Origin of the sequence: Marinobacter sp. AC-23 (assembly GCF_001858325.1) — a bacterium.
Lineage (GTDB): Bacteria > Pseudomonadota > Gammaproteobacteria > Pseudomonadales > Oleiphilaceae > Marinobacter.
Map to the genome: position 1 here is coordinate 22,230 of NZ_MBPP01000006.1, position 16,180 is coordinate 38,409.

Genomic DNA, 16,180 nt, shown 5'->3' on the forward strand with positions numbered 1-16,180 from the left:
TTATTTAAAGCGCCGGCAAAACGAGATCAGAGGTATTTCAATGGCAGATGAAAGAAACGGCAGAGGCGACGATAACGGCAAGTTGCTCTACTGCTCGTTTTGTGGAAAAAGCCAGCATGAAGTCCGTAAGCTCATTGCAGGGCCTTCGGTGTTCATCTGCGACGAGTGTGTCGACCTGTGCAACGATATTATCCGCGAAGAGATTCAGGAGAATGCGCAGGAGGAGCCGAGTGATCGTCTTCCCACACCAGCTGAAATCCGCAACACACTTGATGAGTATGTCATCGGCCAGGATCGCGCCAAAGTTGTGCTCGCGGTAGCGGTTTACAATCACTACAAGCGTCTCCGATATGGTGAAGGCAAGGGCGATGTTGAGCTAGGCAAGAGCAATATTCTGCTGATTGGCCCCACGGGTAGTGGTAAAACACTGCTTGCAGAGACACTGGCCCGCATGCTCAATGTGCCATTCACCATTGCAGACGCCACAACGCTTACGGAAGCGGGCTATGTAGGTGAAGACGTTGAGAACATCATCCAGAAGCTGCTTCAGAAGTGCGATTACGATGTGGACAAAGCCCAGAGAGGTATTGTGTACATTGATGAGATCGACAAGATTTCACGCAAGTCTGATAACCCTTCGATTACCCGGGATGTTTCCGGTGAGGGTGTTCAGCAGGCATTGCTAAAACTGATTGAAGGTACGGTTGCGTCTGTGCCGCCTCAGGGTGGGCGCAAGCATCCACAGCAGGAATTCCTGCAGGTTGATACCGGCAACATGCTGTTTATCTGTGGTGGTGCGTTTGCCGGCCTGGATAAGGTTATTCGTGATCGTACCGAAAAGAGCAGCATTGGCTTCTCTGCGGCGGTTACCAGCCAGGACGACAGCCGAAATATGGGCGATGTGATCAAGCACGTTGAGACAGAAGATCTTGTCAAATACGGCCTGATTCCGGAATTTGTAGGGCGCCTGCCCGTTATTGCCACGTTGAATGAGCTGGATGAAGACGCGCTGGTACAGATTCTGACAGAACCGAAGAACTCCCTAACCAGGCAGTATCAGAAGCTGTTTGATATGGAAGGCGTCGAATTGGACTTCCGTGACGACGCGTTGCGAGCTGTTGCAGGTAAGGCTCTGGAGCGCAAAACCGGCGCCCGTGGCCTTCGTTCCATTATGGAAGCTACGCTGCTGGATACCATGTACCAGATTCCGTCTGAGCATGATATTTCCAAGGTTGTGATTGACGAGAGTGTCATCAAAGGCGATTCGGAACCGTTCAAGATCTATGCGAGTACCGATCATGCCAAGGCCGTGCCGGATGATTAATGGGTCTATCACATCAGAGTGAGATAACCGATAGATATTAAAAAAGGGGCGAAATGCCCCTTTTTTAATGGTTTGTATCAACAGGGCAGCGTGCTGTGTTGTTTGGTAAAAAGATTGCAATTTAAACAGTCGCCCCAATGTAGGGTGGTATGCTGAATGAAACACCGTCAGAGGATTCCTTATGACCCGGATACCCGAAGATATCGTGCAAGAATACCCGCTACTTCCTCTCCGCGACGTAGTGGTGTTTCCGCACATGGTGGTCCCCTTGTTTGTGGGCCGCGAAAAATCCATCCAGGCTTTGGAAGCTGCGATGGAAGGAAGCAAGGAAATCCTGCTGGTAGCCCAGCGAGACGCCTCCACAGATGAGCCAGGCCCGGATGATGTGTTTGATATGGGCACATTGGCCACCGTACTGCAGATGCTCCGCCTCCCGGATGGCACGGTAAAAGTGTTGGTCGAGGGTAACGCCCGAGCTGCGATAAGTAACATTACGGAGGCTGAGTACTTGTCCGGTGGCGCAACGCTGATGGACGAGGAAAGCCTGCCGGAGCGCGAAGAAAAAGTGCTCCTGCAAACCCTGACGGAAGAGTTTGAAAAGTATGTGAAGCTGTCCAGAAAGGTGCCGTCGGAAGTCTCCAGTGCGCTCACCGGGATCGAAGAGTTGGAGCGCCTTGCAGATACCATGGCCGCTCATCTCGAAATGAATATTCCGGAAAAGCAGGAGCTTCTTGAGGCGCTGGACCTGAGTAAGCGCGTAGAGTTGCTGCTAGGTAAACTGGATGGCGAGATTGACTGATTGAGGTTGAGAAGCGCATCCGTGGTCGCGTCAAGAAGCAGATGGAACGCAGCCAGCGTGAGTATTACCTGAACGAACAGATGAAGGCTATCCAGAAAGAAATGGGTAACCTGGGCGAAGGCAATAACGATTTTGAAGAGCTGGAGCAAAAGCTTGAGGAAGCCGGCCTGCCGGAAGAAGCTCGCAAGAAAACCGAAACAGAGCTAAACAAACTCAAGATGATGTCGCCTATGTCTGCCGAAGCCACGGTTGTTCGTGGTTATATCGACTGGATGCTGGCCGTACCCTGGAAAAAGCGCAGCCGTGTGCGTCACGACATTGAAAAGGCCCGGGAGATTCTTGATCAGGATCATTACGGCCTGGACGAGGTTAAGAAGCGCATTCTCGAATACCTTGCGGTGCAAAGCCGTGTAAAAAAGGTTAAGGGACCTGTGTTGTGTCTGGTGGGGCCTCCTGGTGTTGGTAAGACATCCTTGGGCCAATCTATTGCCCGGGCTACAAACCGCAAGTACACCCGTATGGCCCTTGGCGGTGTGCGCGATGAGGCTGAGATTCGTGGCCACCGTAAAACCTATATTGGCGCGCTGCCCGGCAAGTTGCTGCAGAAACTATCCAAAGTGGCGGTGAAAAACCCGCTGTTCTTGTTTGATGAGATCGACAAGATGGGTATGGATCACCGTGGCGACCCGGCATCGGCCTTGCTGGAAGTGCTGGATCCCGAGCAGAATCACACGTTCAACGATCATTATCTGGAAGTGGATTACGATCTCTCCGATGTGATGTTCGTGTGTACATCCAACTCTATGGATATTCCGCCCGCGCTATTGGACCGAATGGAAATTATCCGGATTCCGGGGTACACGGAAGACGAGAAGGTCAATATTGCGCTTCGATACTTGCTACCCAAGCAGATCAAGGCGAACGGCCTGCGTAAGGATGAGCTGACACTGCCAGAAGAGACCTTGCGCGATCTGGTTCGTTATTACACTCGCGAGGCCGGTGTTCGTGGCCTGGAGCGAGAAATTGCCAAGATATGCAGAAAGGTTGTTCGCGAGCATGTAGAAGCAGGTGATAAGGCCACCGTAACTCTTAAGTCAGACATGCTTGAGCATTACTCAGGCGTGCGTAAGGTCAGCTTTGGGCTCGCGGAGGAAACCAACCAGGTTGGCCAGGTAACCGGTTTGGCATGGACTCAGGTGGGCGGCGAACTGCTAACTATTGAGTGTGCGTTAACGCCCGGCAAGGGCAGGGTTGTAAAAACCGGGTCTTTGGGCGACGTCATGCAGGAGTCGATCCAGACTGCGCTTACCGTGGTAAGAAGCCGAGCTCCAGGGTTGGGTATTTCCGATGATTTTCATGAAAAACACGATCTACACGTGCACGTACCCGAAGGTGCGACCCCAAAAGATGGCCCCAGTGCCGGTATTGGCATGTGCACAGCGCTCGTTTCTGCACTGACCAAAATTCCGGTACGTGCCGACGTCGCGATGACCGGTGAGATTACCCTCCGTGGCCGTGTGTTGGCTATTGGCGGCCTCAAGGAGAAGCTTCTTGCAGCTCACCGAGGGGGTATAAAAACCATCATCATTCCAGATGAAAACACTAGGGATCTCAAAGAGATACCGGATAATATAAAAGCGTCACTGGAGATTCTCCCAGTGAAGTGGATTGATGAAGTTCTGGATATTGCGTTGGCTTATGCGCCCGAGCCAAACACAGCAAGTTCATCTACTGAAACAGGGTCTGGCAAGTCCCGTGACGACGACGGTGACAGTGCAGAACGCATAAATACACATTAAAGCTTGGATGAGTTGTTGACATGCCGGAGAGCCCATTGGTATAACTGTTTCGCCGCGAAGCAGCCAATACCAAGGGCTCCCGCGCAATAAGTGCCTATTCCAAACACCGGTTGAACGCCGAAAGGAATAAGAAAACCGAAGAATGGAATTCTCAGACCGCATATGCGATAGTCGAGAACGTCCGAGAAAAAACAATCCGACCTAGAACATCTTCAACCTGAAAGCGAAGGGGTTTAGTGTGAACAAGTCCGAACTAATCGATGCAATTGCAGAATCAGCAGATATTTCCAAAGCCGCCGCTGGCCGTGCTCTGGACGCAATGACCAACTCTATCACCGGTGCCCTCAAAAAAGGCGATCAGGTTACTCTGATTGGTTTTGGTACTTTCTCCGTGAAAGATCGTGCTGCGCGCACAGGTCGTAACCCACAAACCGGTGCCGAGATCAAGATTGCGGCCTCCAAAGTACCTGGGTTTAAAGCAGGTAAGGCCCTGAAAGACGCCGTTAAGTAACGGTTCTTTCTCCGGCGGCTCCTGTCAAAAGGAGTCGCCAAGAAGAATTCAAGGCGCATTCCTACAGGGTGCGCCTTTTTACGTTGAGTGCACCGGCAGCAGGCTCTGATACCGCCGCCAAATGATCAAACTGCACGACCTTGAACAGGGTTCGGGAGAAACATGCTTCAAGATATACGGGAAAATTCCCAGGGGACGATTGCCAAGATCATTATCGGTCTGTTGGTGGTGTCCCTCTCCATCTGGGGAATGGATGCCATTGTTGGTGGCTTCTCCGGCGAGCCGGAAGTGGCAACCGTTAACGGCGAGGACATTACAGAGCGGGAATTCCTGCGGGTTGTCCAAATGGAAAGCCAGCGTCGTCTTTCCGAAATGGAGCGCCCCGATCCGGCCATGCTGAACGAGGATCAGGTCCGCAAAGATGTACTCGATTCGCTGATTCAGGAACAGGTGCTCATTCAAGACGCCAGCGCTCAGGGCCTCGCGCTCAATGATGCAGATATTGATGCGTTGATCACCCAGATGCCGCAATTTCAGGTTGATGGGCAATTTAGCCGTGATCGCTTTGTGGCCTCAGTTCGCAACCTGGGTATGGGTGTAGGTGAATTTCGTGAAGCCATGCGCAAACAGTATGTCGTCAATCAGATCCGTGGTGGCGTTATGCAAAGCGGTCTTGTAGCTGATGAGAATGCAGCACAACTCCTGCGAATTCAGAACCAAACCCGTAACTTCCGTTCAGTTCAGATTCCCGCAAGTGCGGTGTCTGATGAGGTTGAAGTTACCGACGCAGACATCGAAGCTTTCTATAACGAAAACGGCGAAGCGTTCAGCCAACCCGAGCAAGTCGATGCGACTTACATAACTTTATCGTTGGGTGCGCTGGCAGAGAAGATCGAGATCAGTCAAGAGGACCTTAAAGCCTACTACGAGCAGCGCGCTGGTGATCTGGCCCGTGAGGAGCGTCGTGCGTCCCATATTCTGATTGAAGACGGTGCCGACGCCGAGCAGACGATAGCCTCCATAAAGAAGCGCCTGGATGCCGGAGAAAACTTTGAAGATCTGGCTAAAGAGATGTCCGTTGATACCGTCTCTGCGAAGGAGGGCGGTGATCTTGGTTATGCAGGTCGTGGCGTCTATGACGAGGCCTTTGAAAACGCGCTGTTTGCCTTGGAAGAGGACAAGGTATCAGGCCCTGTGAGGACCAGTTTTGGTGTGCACCTGATTCGTTTGGACGACATTCGCCGTTCAGAAGTTCCGCCGCTGGCAGAGCTTGAGCAGCAGCTTCGCTCCGAGCTTGCTCGCGAGCTTGCCCAGGAAGAATATGCAAAAGTGCGCTCCGAACTCGCTGACTCAGCTTATGCCGCAGATGATCTTGCCGGTCCAGCTAAAGAGCTGGGTCTGGAAATCCGCGAAGCCAAAGGTGTTACCAAAAATGGTGGTCAGGCGCCTTTTGACCACGCAGGACTGGTGCGCCAGCTATTCTCGGACGATGTTCTTGAAGGTGGGTATAACACCGAACTGATCGACGTGGGCGATAGCGTCTCCGTTGTTACCCGTGTTGGCGAATATCGTAAAGCACAGCAGCTTGCTTTAGAGGATGTACGCGATGATATTCGCCGTACCCTTGAGTCTCGCAAGAACCGTGAGCTGCTTGGCGATCGTGCTGACGCCATCATTGCTGACCTTGAGAAAGGCGAGACGCTGGAGGCTCTGGGTGTCGGCGAATGGGAACAGCATGAAGATCAAGCACGAAATACTCAGGGTGCCGACCCGCGGGTTGTTCAAGCTGCGTTCTCTTTGGCCCGCTCCGTTGACGGTGAGCCGAGTTACGGTACCGCTATGACACAGAACGGTGTTGTCGTGATTGCCTTGGATGCGGTAAATGAAGGCAGTACAGAAGAGGGCAGCGGTGACCTGAATCAGTTGCGCACTTTCCTGGCTTCACTTGAAGGCCAGCGTGAATACGCAGCCTATCAGCAGTTCTTGAGAAACAGCGCCGAAGTATCAAGGCCATAAGGCCGCGCTAAAATAAAAAACCCGAGCAGCTTAATTTGTTGCCCGGGTTTTTTATTGGCTATCGCAAAAGATGGCGCTCAGTCATCAGGCGTCGATGGAAAGCGGGTAGGCATCAAGCTGTCTTTGATTTTCTTGAGATGTCCCAGAAAGTCTGCGCCGCGCTTGAGCGTAACGCCCGTGGCCAAGATGTCGATAATTGTCAGGTGGATGATTCTGGAAGACATGGGCATATAGACCTCGATATCTTCCGGGGCCGTGACCTCCAACGATGTAGTACAGACTTCAGAAAGTGGAGAGTTTGGTGATGTGATGCCGATAACGGTCGCGCCGTTATCCCGTGCAATACGGGCAATATCCACAGTTTCTCTGGTGCGGCCGGTGTAAGAGATCAGCACGATGACATCCCCAACGCTCGCGCCGGCAGCGACCATTCGTTGCATCAGAGCGTCGTCATAGGACATGACAGGGATGTTAAAGCGGAAAAACTTGTGCTGGGCGTCCAGCGCTACAGACGCGGATCCGCCCATGCCAAAGAAATTAATCTGCTTGGCCTGAATCAGGTAGTCGATAGCTGTTGCTAAAGCTTGAGGGTCCAGCGCCTGCCGAGCCTTGTCGAGGTTGGACATGGTGCTCAGCATGATCTTGTCAGCGAACTCTGAGACTGTGTCGCCGGGTTCAATGTTCTGGCCAATGTAGGGCGTGCCGGTGGCGATGCTCTGTGCAAGGCGGATTTTGAAATCTGGGAAGCCTGTGGCCGAGAAACCCCGACAAAATCGGTTGACGGTAGGCTCACTGACATTCGAAGCTCGGGCCAGAGCTGCAATGCTGTAACGAGTTGCCGCGCTTGGGTCGCGCAGGATAGCCTCTGCCACTTTGCGTTCTGATTTGTTCAGAGTTTCCAGCCGAGACTGGATATCCTCCAGCAAATTGTCATCACGATGTGCCCGGTTTTCGGCCATCAAAACTACTCCCTGAATTCTGGATGTCATCATTATTGAATATGGGCTAATTATACCGGGATTTTACCTGGTTTTGGGTAGTAAACGTATCAATGCTCCGGTGTTTCCCTTGGATAAATCCCCGCGTGGTGTCATTATTTAAATAAAATTACTACATTTCACACCAAGAATAGGCAGTTTAATTGCCTGAATCACAGAAGGGGCGCATTGAATGGTTAAAAGGATCACTAACCGTTGCGACATCATGCTGTTTGGGGCTCTGGGTGATCTGGCTCAACGGAAGCTGTTCCCCGCTTTTTACCAATTAGAGAGGGCAGGGCTGCTAGCCGATGGCAGCAGAGTGCTTGCGCTTGCCCGGCGGGATCTGGACACGGTAGCTGTTTGCAAACAGTTGTTGGAGAGCCTGGAGCAGTACGTGAAGCCCGAAGAGTTTGACCGGTCTGTAGCCGAAGCCTTCTTGCAGCGAGTTGAGTATCAGATGCTGGATTTTCACGACAGCGACGGATTTGGGGTGCTCAACGACTGGCGAGACGAGCCGAACAATGAGCTCATCGTTTATATGGCTTGCCCGCCTTCAATGTACGGCATTATTGCCCGCAACCTAAGCTCTGCCAGCTGTTGTACTGAGAAGACCCGGGTGGTTGTTGAGAAACCCATCGGTCACGATTTGGAGTCGTCCCGCGTGATCAATGATGAGCTTGGCGAGGTTTATAGAGAAAACCAGCTATTCCGGATTGATCACTACTTGGGTAAGGAAACCGTTCAAAACCTTATTGCTTTGCGCTTCGCCAATAACCTGTTCGCTTCCCAGTGGGATCAGAACCACATCTCTCACGTTGAAATAACCGTTGCGGAGAGTGTGGGTATTGAGGGGCGCTGGGGCTATTTTGATAAGGCCGGGCAAATCCGGGATATGATTCAGAATCATATGCTTCAGCTGTTATGTCTGATTGCCATGGATCCGCCCTCGGATTTGTCTGCGGATAGTATCCGTGATGAGAAGGTGAAAGTGCTCAAAGCGCTACGCACAATCACTCCGGATATGATGGAGAGCCACGTGGTTCGCGGCCAGTACACCGCAGGTACCAGCACGGGGAATCCGGTACCTGGGTATCTGGATGAAGAGGGAGCGAACAAGAGCAGCGAAACAGAAACGTTTGTAGCGCTAAAAGTGGAAATCGACAACTGGCGCTGGTCTGGAGTGCCCTTTTATATTCGCACGGGAAAGCGTCTTCCGGAAAAGCTGTCCCAGATAATTATTCATTTCAAGCCGGCTCCTCACTACATTTTTGATCAGGACCAGAAGCATCTGGCGAACAACAAACTGATCATCAGGCTGCAGCCTGATGAAGGTATGTCACTTAAAATACTTACCAAGGATCAGGGGTTGCACAAAGGTATGCGGCTGCGCCAGGGGCCTCTGGAACTTACCTTTTCGGAAGCGTTTGAAGCCGAGAGAATACCCGATGCTTATGAACGCCTTCTGTGGGAGATTATGAAAGGTAACCAGTACCTGTTTGTGCGTCGGGACGAAGTGGAACATGCCTGGCGCTGGGTCGACCGGGTTATCCAGAACTGGAGTGATGGCGGTCATTCCCCCAAACGATACGCTGCCGGCACTTGGGGTCCGGTTGCATCCATTGCAATGATTACCCGTGATGGAAGGAGTTGGTATGAGGACGCCTGAAGTGGATATGCCCATTGGAATAGAAGCGCATTTTGGCGGGTCACCTCAACCGGTGGCGCGGGAGCTTGCTGACACAGTTGCGGAGTTCCTGAGGGGGCGCCTTTATAGTGCACGGCGTGCGAGCCTTGCGGTTTCGGGTGGTTCAACGCCTGTGCCATTTTTCCAGGCCTTGTCGCGTAAGGAGCTGGACTGGGGCAGGGTGGATATTTTACTGGTGGACGAACGCTGGGTAGAAGAAGCCGATGGCGCCAGCAATACCAGGCTTGTAAAAGAGCACCTACTGCAGAATGGCGCAGCCGCTGCGCAGTTTTTTTCTCTCAAGCAAGCAGGTGATTCGCCCGAAGAAGGTTTGGGTGCGGCTAAGTTGGCACTGACGGAGCTGATTCGCCCGTTGGATGTTCTGGTTCTGGGAATGGGTAATGACGGTCATACCGCATCCCTTTTCCCGGATGCCCCGAGTTGCTCTCGCCATGGATCCTGACAGCCGGGAAATTGTCGCTGCCATGACACCGCCATCACAGGCGCAGCAACGAATTACGCTGACCTATGCGTTAATGCGCGAAGCCCGTCTCACTGCGTTGCACCTAAAGGGGAGGGATAAACTGGAAACACTGAAGTTGGCTCTGGGTCAGCCCAAGGACCTACTTGCGATGCCTGTGCGGGGTTTCCTGAAGCCTGGTCTGCAGGTTTTCTGGAGCCCTTGAGCTCTTCTGAGTTTATTCAAACCCTGAGTGGAGTAAATCATGACCCAACTATCCGGCTTTCACCGTGAACGCATCAGGTCAGTATTGAGCGCGTCACTGCTGATGCCTGTTATCACCATTAAGCACCCCGACGATGCGATACCGCTGTGTCAGGCGCTCTTTGACGGTGGGGTTCGAGTAATGGAGATCACCTTACGCACGGAGCATGGGCTTAATGCGATACAGGCCGTGCGAGAAGCCCTCCCGAAAGCCTGGGTCGGCGCCGGAACCGTGACCAGCCTGGCCCAATACCGCCAAGCAGAAACTGCCGGTGCTCAGTTCATCGTTACCCCGGGCGTCACGGAAGCGATTCTGGAGTTTTCGTTGACCTCCGAAGCGCCGCTTTTACCAGGTGTCTCAACAGCCTCTGAATTGCTGTTGGGGTATGGCCTCGGCTATCGTGAATTCAAGTTTTTTCCAGCTGAGGTGGCGGGAGGAGCCCCTGCCTCAAAGCCTTGGGCGGTCCGTTTCCCGATGCAACGTTTTGCCCAACCGGTGGCATTCGTCGCGAAACGGCCAGGGAGTACCTGGCCTTGACCAATGTGCAAACAGTAGGGGGCAGCTGGCTGACTCCCGAAGAGGTTGTTGCGCAAAAAGATTGGGCGCAGATCACCGAGATTGCCCGCGGAAGCCTCTCAGATATCAGCTAATATCTGAGCCAACCCTAACGATCTTCATTGAGTTGGTTCCACCTTGGGCGTTGATGTAATCACCCTTGGTGATGACAACCAGATCCCCCACGCTGACCTCGTTTCGATCCAGAAGCTCGGAAACCGCGCGAGCATTAGTCAGTTCATTTGGGATTTCTTCGGAATCAAACGGAATGGTCTGAACCCCGCGATACATCACAACCCGATGCTGTGTGGAGTGGTGTCGGGAAAACGCAAAGATTGGCAGGCTGGACTTGATACGAGACATCAACCTGGGTGTGGCGCCAGTCTCGGTCATGCATATGATAGCCGACACTCCATTAAGGTGATTGGCTGCATACATGGCGGAAAGCGCAATCGCCTCATCTACTTGCTCCATGCTCTCGTGAATGCGGTGCTTCGACTGGTGCATTGAAGGCTGTTTTTCTGCGCCCATGCAAATACGATCCATCGCTTCCACAGCTTCTGTCGGGTAATCGCCGACGGCTGTTTCGGCGGATAGCATGACGGCGTCTGTGTAATCCATAACGGCGTTTGCTACATCCGATACCTCAGCGCGGGTAGGCATGGGGTTGGTAATCATGGATTCCATCATTTGGGTTGCGGTAATCACCGCGCGATTGAGTACCCGGGCACGTGAAATAATGTGTTTTTGCACACCTACCAGCTCAGCGTCGCCTATTTCGACGGCGAGATCACCGCGGGCGACCATGACCGCATCGGAGGCTTCAATCACAGAATCCAGCGCATCCATGTTATGCGCCAGCTCTGCCCGCTCAATTTTCGCAACCAGGCCTGCATCTGAGCCGGCTTCCTTGAGTAGCCGGCGAGCGGTGTGCATGTCCTCGGCAGTACGTACAAAAGAGACAGCAACATAGTCGGCGCCCATGCGGGCGGCTGTCACGACATCCTGTTTGTCTTTCTCGGTAAGTGCGTCGGCAGACAGACCGCCACCACGCTTGTTCAGCCCCTTGTTGTTCGACAGTGGTCCGCCAATCAGAACCAACGATGTGATGCTGTGATCGCCAACAGATTGCACCTTCATCTCAATGCGGCCATCGTCCAGCACCAGAATGTCGCCCGTTTTTACATCATCAATCAGCTGTTCATAGTCGATGCCTACACGCTCTTCCGTGCCGGCTTCTTTGTCCATTGAGGCGTCGAGAACAAAGGTCTGTCCTGCTTTCAGAATGACTTTGTTTTCGGTAAAGCGAGCTATACGAAGTTTGGGGCCCTGAAGATCTGCAAGCAGAGCAACGAAACGCCCCTGGGCTGCGGCTGTCTGGCGCACGCAGCGTGCGCGTTCTATGTGCTCTTCAGCGCTGCCGTGGGAAAAGTTGAGACGGGTAACATCAACGCCGGCAGCTATAATAGCCGCCAGGGATTCAGGAGAATCTGTAGCTGGGCCGAGGGTGGCGACAATCTTGGTACGCCTGAGCATGTTTGTTTCCTTTAAGAGCGAATAGGTAGTAAATATATCAATAAATTATGACTAAATAATGACGATAGAGTGATTATACCAAAATAAGAACGTAAAATTACGTCTATGAGCGATGAAATATACGTTGTGCAACGGAGCCAAGCATGCATGCAGTCGTAGACAAGGTAACCCGAAGAATAATTGAGCGTAGCGGTGAGCCCCGGCAGAATTATCTGGCACGAATGAGCGAGCTGAAAGAGCGTTCTCCGCACCGGAGTGCGCTCTCCTGCGGTAATCTTGCCCATGGTTTTGCTGCCTGTCATCAGGAAGACAAAGACACGCTGAAGTTGATGAACAAAGCGAATGTTGCAATGGTTTCCGCCTACAACGACATGCTCTCGGCCCATCAGCCTTATGCAGCCTTTCCCGACATTATTCGCAAGGCGGCTCAGGGCATGGGCTCGGTGGCCCAGTTTGCCGGTGGTACGCCCGCCATGTGTGATGGGGTTACCCAAGGCCAGCCGGGCATGGAGCTCAGTCTGTTTTCACGGGACACCATTGCCATGAGCACGGCAGTGGCTCTGAGCCACAACATGTTCGACGCTACATTGTTATTGGGTATCTGCGACAAGATTGTTCCGGGGCTGTTGATCGGCGCGCTCAGTTTTGGGTATCTGCCCACCATTCTGGTTCCCGCAGGCCCTATGCCATCTGGCCTGCCAAATAAAGAAAAACAGCGTATCCGGCAGTTGTATGCCGAGGGGAAAATTGGAAAAGACGAACTGCTGGAAGCAGAGAGCAAGTCCTATCACGGCCCGGGTACTTGCACCTTCTATGGCACAGCCAACAGCAACCAGCTACTGGTTGAAGTTATGGGGCTGCATTTGCCGGGCTCAGCGTTCGTTAATCCGAACACGCCATTGAGGGATAAGCTGACCCGTGCAGCGACTGAACAGGTTATTCGGTTATCCAGGCCCCAAGGCGGTGAGCTTGGCCTTGGGGACATGGTTAATGAGAAAAGTATCGTCAACGCGCTGGTGGCCCTTCTGGTAACCGGCGGTTCCACAAATCACACGATGCATTGGGTTGCGATAGCCCGTGCTGCGGGCATTGTGATCGACTGGGACGATTACGCTGAGCTCTCATCGGTTGTGCCATCGATGACTCGCATCTACCCTAATGGTGATGAAGACATAAATGCATTTCACGAGGCCGGCGGCACGCCATTTCTGATTCGTGAATTGCTTGCGGGCGGTTATCTGCACGGTGATGTGGATACCGTCGTCGGGCATGGCCTTGAGCGATACACGCAAATGCCAACACTGGCGTCTGGCAAGCTGATTTGGCAGCCAGCGCCCGGGAAAAGTTTGGGCCCAGATGTACTAAGCAGCGCCGCCGAACCTTTTGCCCCCGACGGCGGGCTTAAGGTACTGGATGGCAATTTGGGGCGATGCGTTATCAAGGTGTCTGCGGTTGCGCCAGAACACCACACAATTGAAGCACCTGCCGTTGTATTTAATGACCAAAACGATTTGAAAGTGGCGTTTGATGCCGGTGAACTGGATAAAGACTGTGTTGTTATTGTGCGCTTTCAGGGGCCCAGATCGAATGGAATGCCGGAGTTGCACAAGCTGACGCCGTATCTTGGCGTGTTGCAGGACCGGGGGTACAAGGTTGGACTGGTGACCGATGGCCGTATGTCTGGCGCCTCGGGTAAGGTTCCGGCAGCGATTCACGTATACCCGGAGGCCCTCGACAATGGGCCTCTTGCAAGGGTTCAGAATGGCGACCTGATCTGCCTGGATGCCGATAAGGGCGCTTTATCGATTGTTATGGATGAGGCTGAATTTGCAAAGCGCGAGCCGGCCAGACCAGACCTATCTGGTTATCGTCAGGGGTATGGCAGAGAGCTGTTTGGCTGGATGCGGCGTGCGGTAAGCACGCCGGAAGAGGGCGCGAGTATTTTTTGGGATCAGTAGCTCCTCTCTGGTTTATGCTGCGGCACGAGAGTTCAGTGCTGGCTTGCCGCATTGTATTTTGAGCTATATGGTTACGGCAAAGCGCTTTTTACGCAATCCCCCGGATGATACTGAACCAATGAAGGATACCCTTGCACAGCTGCCTTTTGATGAACTGGTTTGCCAGGTACGTGCCTGCACGATCTGTGCAGAGACTCTACCATATGGGCCGCGGCCGGTTGTGCAGCTGTCACAGGAGTCCCGTATTTTGGTGGTGGGTCAGGCCCCGGGGAGGCGTGTGCATGAAACCGGGTTACCGTTTAACGACCCCAGTGGCGACCGCCTTCGACAATGGATGGGCATAACGCGGGAGAGCTTTTACGATGACCGCAAGCTGGCTATTCTTCCCATGGGGTTCTGCTATCCCGGCACAGGAAAGTCCGGTGATTTACCGCCCCGGCCTGAATGCGCCCCTGCGTGGCGTAACGCGTTATTGGAGCGGTTATCCAATATTGGGCTGACTCTGGTTATAGGCCAGTACGCCCATGCCTGGCATCTTCCAGATGCTAAAAAATCCGTAACTGAAAACGTCCAAAACTGGCGTAAATACTGGCCAGACGTACTGCCTATGCCTCACCCGAGCCCGCGCAACAATCTGTGGCTGCGCCGGAATCCCTGGTTTGAGGAAGAGGTGATTCTGCAGCTTCAGGAGCGGGTTTCCTCGCTTCTATGATGTCTTTCTCAAGGTAAGAATTAAGCGCCTCAACATTGCTGGCAGATGCATAGAGCCCCTGTTTGGTTCGGCGCCACAGGATATCCTCCGACGTCATTGCCCACTCGTTTTTCACAAGATGTTGAACCTCCTTCTCGTACAGGGTGCCTGCGAAAAGCTCGCCCAGATCAGTTACAGAGGTGCAGTCATGCAGAATATCGCGGGAAGTTGTGCCATACGTTCGCACATAGCGGCTAAGGACAGCCTCGGGTAGCCAGGGGAAGTCTTGCTTGAGTGCTGCTGCAAGGTTGTCTTGGTTGTCGAAATCGCCGCCGGGCAAAATCGCTGTTTTTGTCCAGTGGCCACTGGCTTCCGGAAAAAAGTGACAGAGCTTGTTGGTTGCTGCCTCAGCAAGCTTCCGGTAGGTGGTGATTTTGCCGCCAAACACTGAAATCAGAGGCGCCTTACCTTTCTCCTGGTTGACTTCAAAAGAGTAGTCGCGGGATGCTTTTTGTGCATTCTCCTCTTCACCGTCCATAAGCGGCCTGACACCGGAATAGGACCAAACTACATCGGATGGCTTCAGCTGCCGAACAAAGTGTGCATTCACAATATCCAACAGGTAATCCGTTTCTTCTGGTGAAATCTTGGCTTTCCTGGGGTCGCTTCGTACTCAACATCTGTTGTGCCTACCAGAGAAAATTGATCCTCGTAGGGGATCACAAACACAATGCGCTCGTCTTCGTTCTGCAAAATATAAGCTTCTTCTTCCTGGTTTAGCCGGGGCACAACAATGTGGCTGCCCTTGACCATTCGAATCATTTTGGGCGCTGGCATGGAGAGAGTCTCACTAAACAGCTTGCTCACCCATGGGCCAGAAGCATTAACAATAACCTTGCCCGAGACGGTTTCCTCGACGTTGCTCACCATGTCACGAAGCGTGATTTTCCAATTTTTATCCCCGCGCTCAGCGTTGACGCATTTGGTCCTGGTTAAGATTTTTGCGCCGAATTGTTGCGCTTTCCTGGCGGTTAGCACGACCAGTCTGGCGTCATCTACCCAGCCGTCGGAGTACTCAAAACCTTTGATGATATCTGGTTTTAATGGGCCGGATTCATCGAAACGGATGGATTTGGAGCCAGGAAGCATCTCGCGTTTGGCCAAATGGTCATAAAGGAACAGGCCTGTCCGTATCATCCAGGCCGGACGTAAGTGGGGGCGATGAGGGAGGCGAAAACGCATTGGCCACATTATATGTGGTGAGTTTTTTAAAAGGGACTCACGTTCAGCAAGTGCTTTCTGAACAAGTCGGAACTCATAATGTTCGAGGTAGCGTAGCCCGCCGTGAATAAGTTTGCTGCTGCTCGATGAGGTTGCTGATGCCAGGTCGTTCATTTCACAGAGCAACACCTTAAGGCCGCGTCCGGCTGCGTCCATCGCTATCCCGGTTCCATTGACACCGCCGCCAACAACGACAACGTCATACTGTTCTTGCTGCATAGTCATTGTTGGTCATCTCCTGATGCCATGGGAAAAGACGCTTTGTGTTATGTGAACGTTTCTACGTTCGAACGAATTCACTAAACAGTATGCGAAAGGTGA

Annotated in this window: 10 protein-coding genes and 3 pseudogenes; 10 read left to right on the forward strand and 3 right to left on the reverse strand. The window is 52.8% G+C overall.

Annotated elements, in window-relative coordinates; all coding sequences use genetic code 11:
- The first annotated feature begins 40 nt into the window (after nucleotides 1-40).
- The 4 genes and pseudogenes from clpX (at nucleotide 41) to BCA33_RS03610 (ending at nucleotide 6,449) form a co-directional block, all read left to right on the forward strand.
- Nucleotides 41-1,324 (forward strand): ATP-dependent Clp protease ATP-binding subunit ClpX, encoded by a 1,284-nt coding sequence (clpX, locus tag BCA33_RS03595; RefSeq protein WP_071263518.1) that lies wholly within the window; start codon nucleotides 41-43, stop codon nucleotides 1,322-1,324.
- Nucleotides 1,325-1,505: 181 nt separating this feature from the next.
- A pseudogene (gene lon / locus BCA33_RS03600) lies at nucleotides 1,506-3,922 on the forward strand (endopeptidase La).
- A 238-nt stretch (nucleotides 3,923-4,160) separates the two neighbouring features.
- Nucleotides 4,161-4,433: an HU family DNA-binding protein gene (locus BCA33_RS03605; protein ID WP_044386154.1), complete on the forward strand. Its 273-nt coding sequence runs from the start codon at nucleotides 4,161-4,163 to the stop codon at nucleotides 4,431-4,433.
- A 162-nt stretch (nucleotides 4,434-4,595) separates the two neighbouring features.
- The gene (locus tag BCA33_RS03610) at nucleotides 4,596-6,449 is read left to right on the forward strand and encodes a SurA N-terminal domain-containing protein (protein ID WP_071263520.1); all 1,854 of its coding nucleotides are present in this window, start codon (nucleotides 4,596-4,598) and stop codon (nucleotides 6,447-6,449) included.
- A 77-nt stretch (nucleotides 6,450-6,526) separates the two neighbouring features.
- Here BCA33_RS03610 and hexR read toward each other — a convergent pair whose 3' ends face one another.
- Complete coding sequence (gene hexR, locus BCA33_RS03615; protein WP_071263522.1) at nucleotides 6,527-7,408, reverse strand: transcriptional regulator HexR; 882 nt, start codon at nucleotides 7,406-7,408, stop codon at nucleotides 6,527-6,529.
- Nucleotides 7,409-7,619: 211 nt separating this feature from the next.
- Here hexR and zwf point away from each other — a divergent pair, with 211 nt between their 5' ends.
- The 4 genes and pseudogenes from zwf (at nucleotide 7,620) to eda (ending at nucleotide 10,488) form a co-directional block, all read left to right on the forward strand.
- Nucleotides 7,620-9,095 carry a glucose-6-phosphate dehydrogenase gene (zwf, locus tag BCA33_RS03620; protein ID WP_071263524.1) on the forward strand — a complete coding sequence of 492 codons (1,476 nt, stop codon included), beginning with the start codon at nucleotides 7,620-7,622 and terminating at the stop codon, nucleotides 9,093-9,095.
- The gene (pgl, locus tag BCA33_RS03625) at nucleotides 9,082-9,576 is read left to right on the forward strand and encodes a 6-phosphogluconolactonase (protein WP_368087210.1); all 495 of its coding nucleotides are present in this window, start codon (nucleotides 9,082-9,084) and stop codon (nucleotides 9,574-9,576) included. The genes zwf and pgl overlap by 14 nt, the downstream gene beginning before the upstream one ends.
- The gene (locus tag BCA33_RS22655) at nucleotides 9,566-9,799 is read left to right on the forward strand and encodes a 6-phosphogluconolactonase (RefSeq protein ID WP_368087211.1); all 234 of its coding nucleotides are present in this window, start codon (nucleotides 9,566-9,568) and stop codon (nucleotides 9,797-9,799) included. Before pgl ends, BCA33_RS22655 begins: the two co-directional genes overlap by 11 nt.
- Nucleotides 9,800-9,901: 102 nt before the next feature.
- Nucleotides 9,902-10,488: pseudogene (gene eda / locus BCA33_RS03630) on the forward strand (bifunctional 4-hydroxy-2-oxoglutarate aldolase/2-dehydro-3-deoxy-phosphogluconate aldolase).
- Here the strand turns inward: eda and pyk are convergent.
- Nucleotides 10,481-11,929 (reverse strand): pyruvate kinase, encoded by a 1,449-nt coding sequence (pyk, locus tag BCA33_RS03635; protein WP_071263526.1) that lies wholly within the window; start codon nucleotides 11,927-11,929, stop codon nucleotides 10,481-10,483. The pseudogene eda and the gene pyk sit on opposite strands and share 8 nt — an antisense overlap.
- A 143-nt stretch (nucleotides 11,930-12,072) precedes the next feature.
- On the opposite strand from pyk, the gene edd reads away from it, so the two are divergent.
- Together edd and BCA33_RS03645 are read left to right on the forward strand one after the other, a co-directional pair.
- On the forward strand, nucleotides 12,073-13,887 hold the full coding sequence (edd, locus tag BCA33_RS03640; RefSeq protein ID WP_071263528.1) for a phosphogluconate dehydratase: 1,815 nt from the start codon (nucleotides 12,073-12,075) through the stop codon (nucleotides 13,885-13,887).
- 118 nt (nucleotides 13,888-14,005) lie between these two features.
- Nucleotides 14,006-14,599 (forward strand): uracil-DNA glycosylase family protein, encoded by a 594-nt coding sequence (locus BCA33_RS03645; RefSeq protein ID WP_071263529.1) that lies wholly within the window; start codon nucleotides 14,006-14,008, stop codon nucleotides 14,597-14,599.
- Here BCA33_RS03645 and glpD read toward each other — a convergent pair.
- Nucleotides 14,493-16,084: pseudogene (glpD, locus tag BCA33_RS03650) on the reverse strand (glycerol-3-phosphate dehydrogenase). The gene BCA33_RS03645 and the pseudogene glpD sit on opposite strands and share 107 nt — an antisense overlap.
- Between the last annotated feature and the right edge of the window lie 96 nt (nucleotides 16,085-16,180).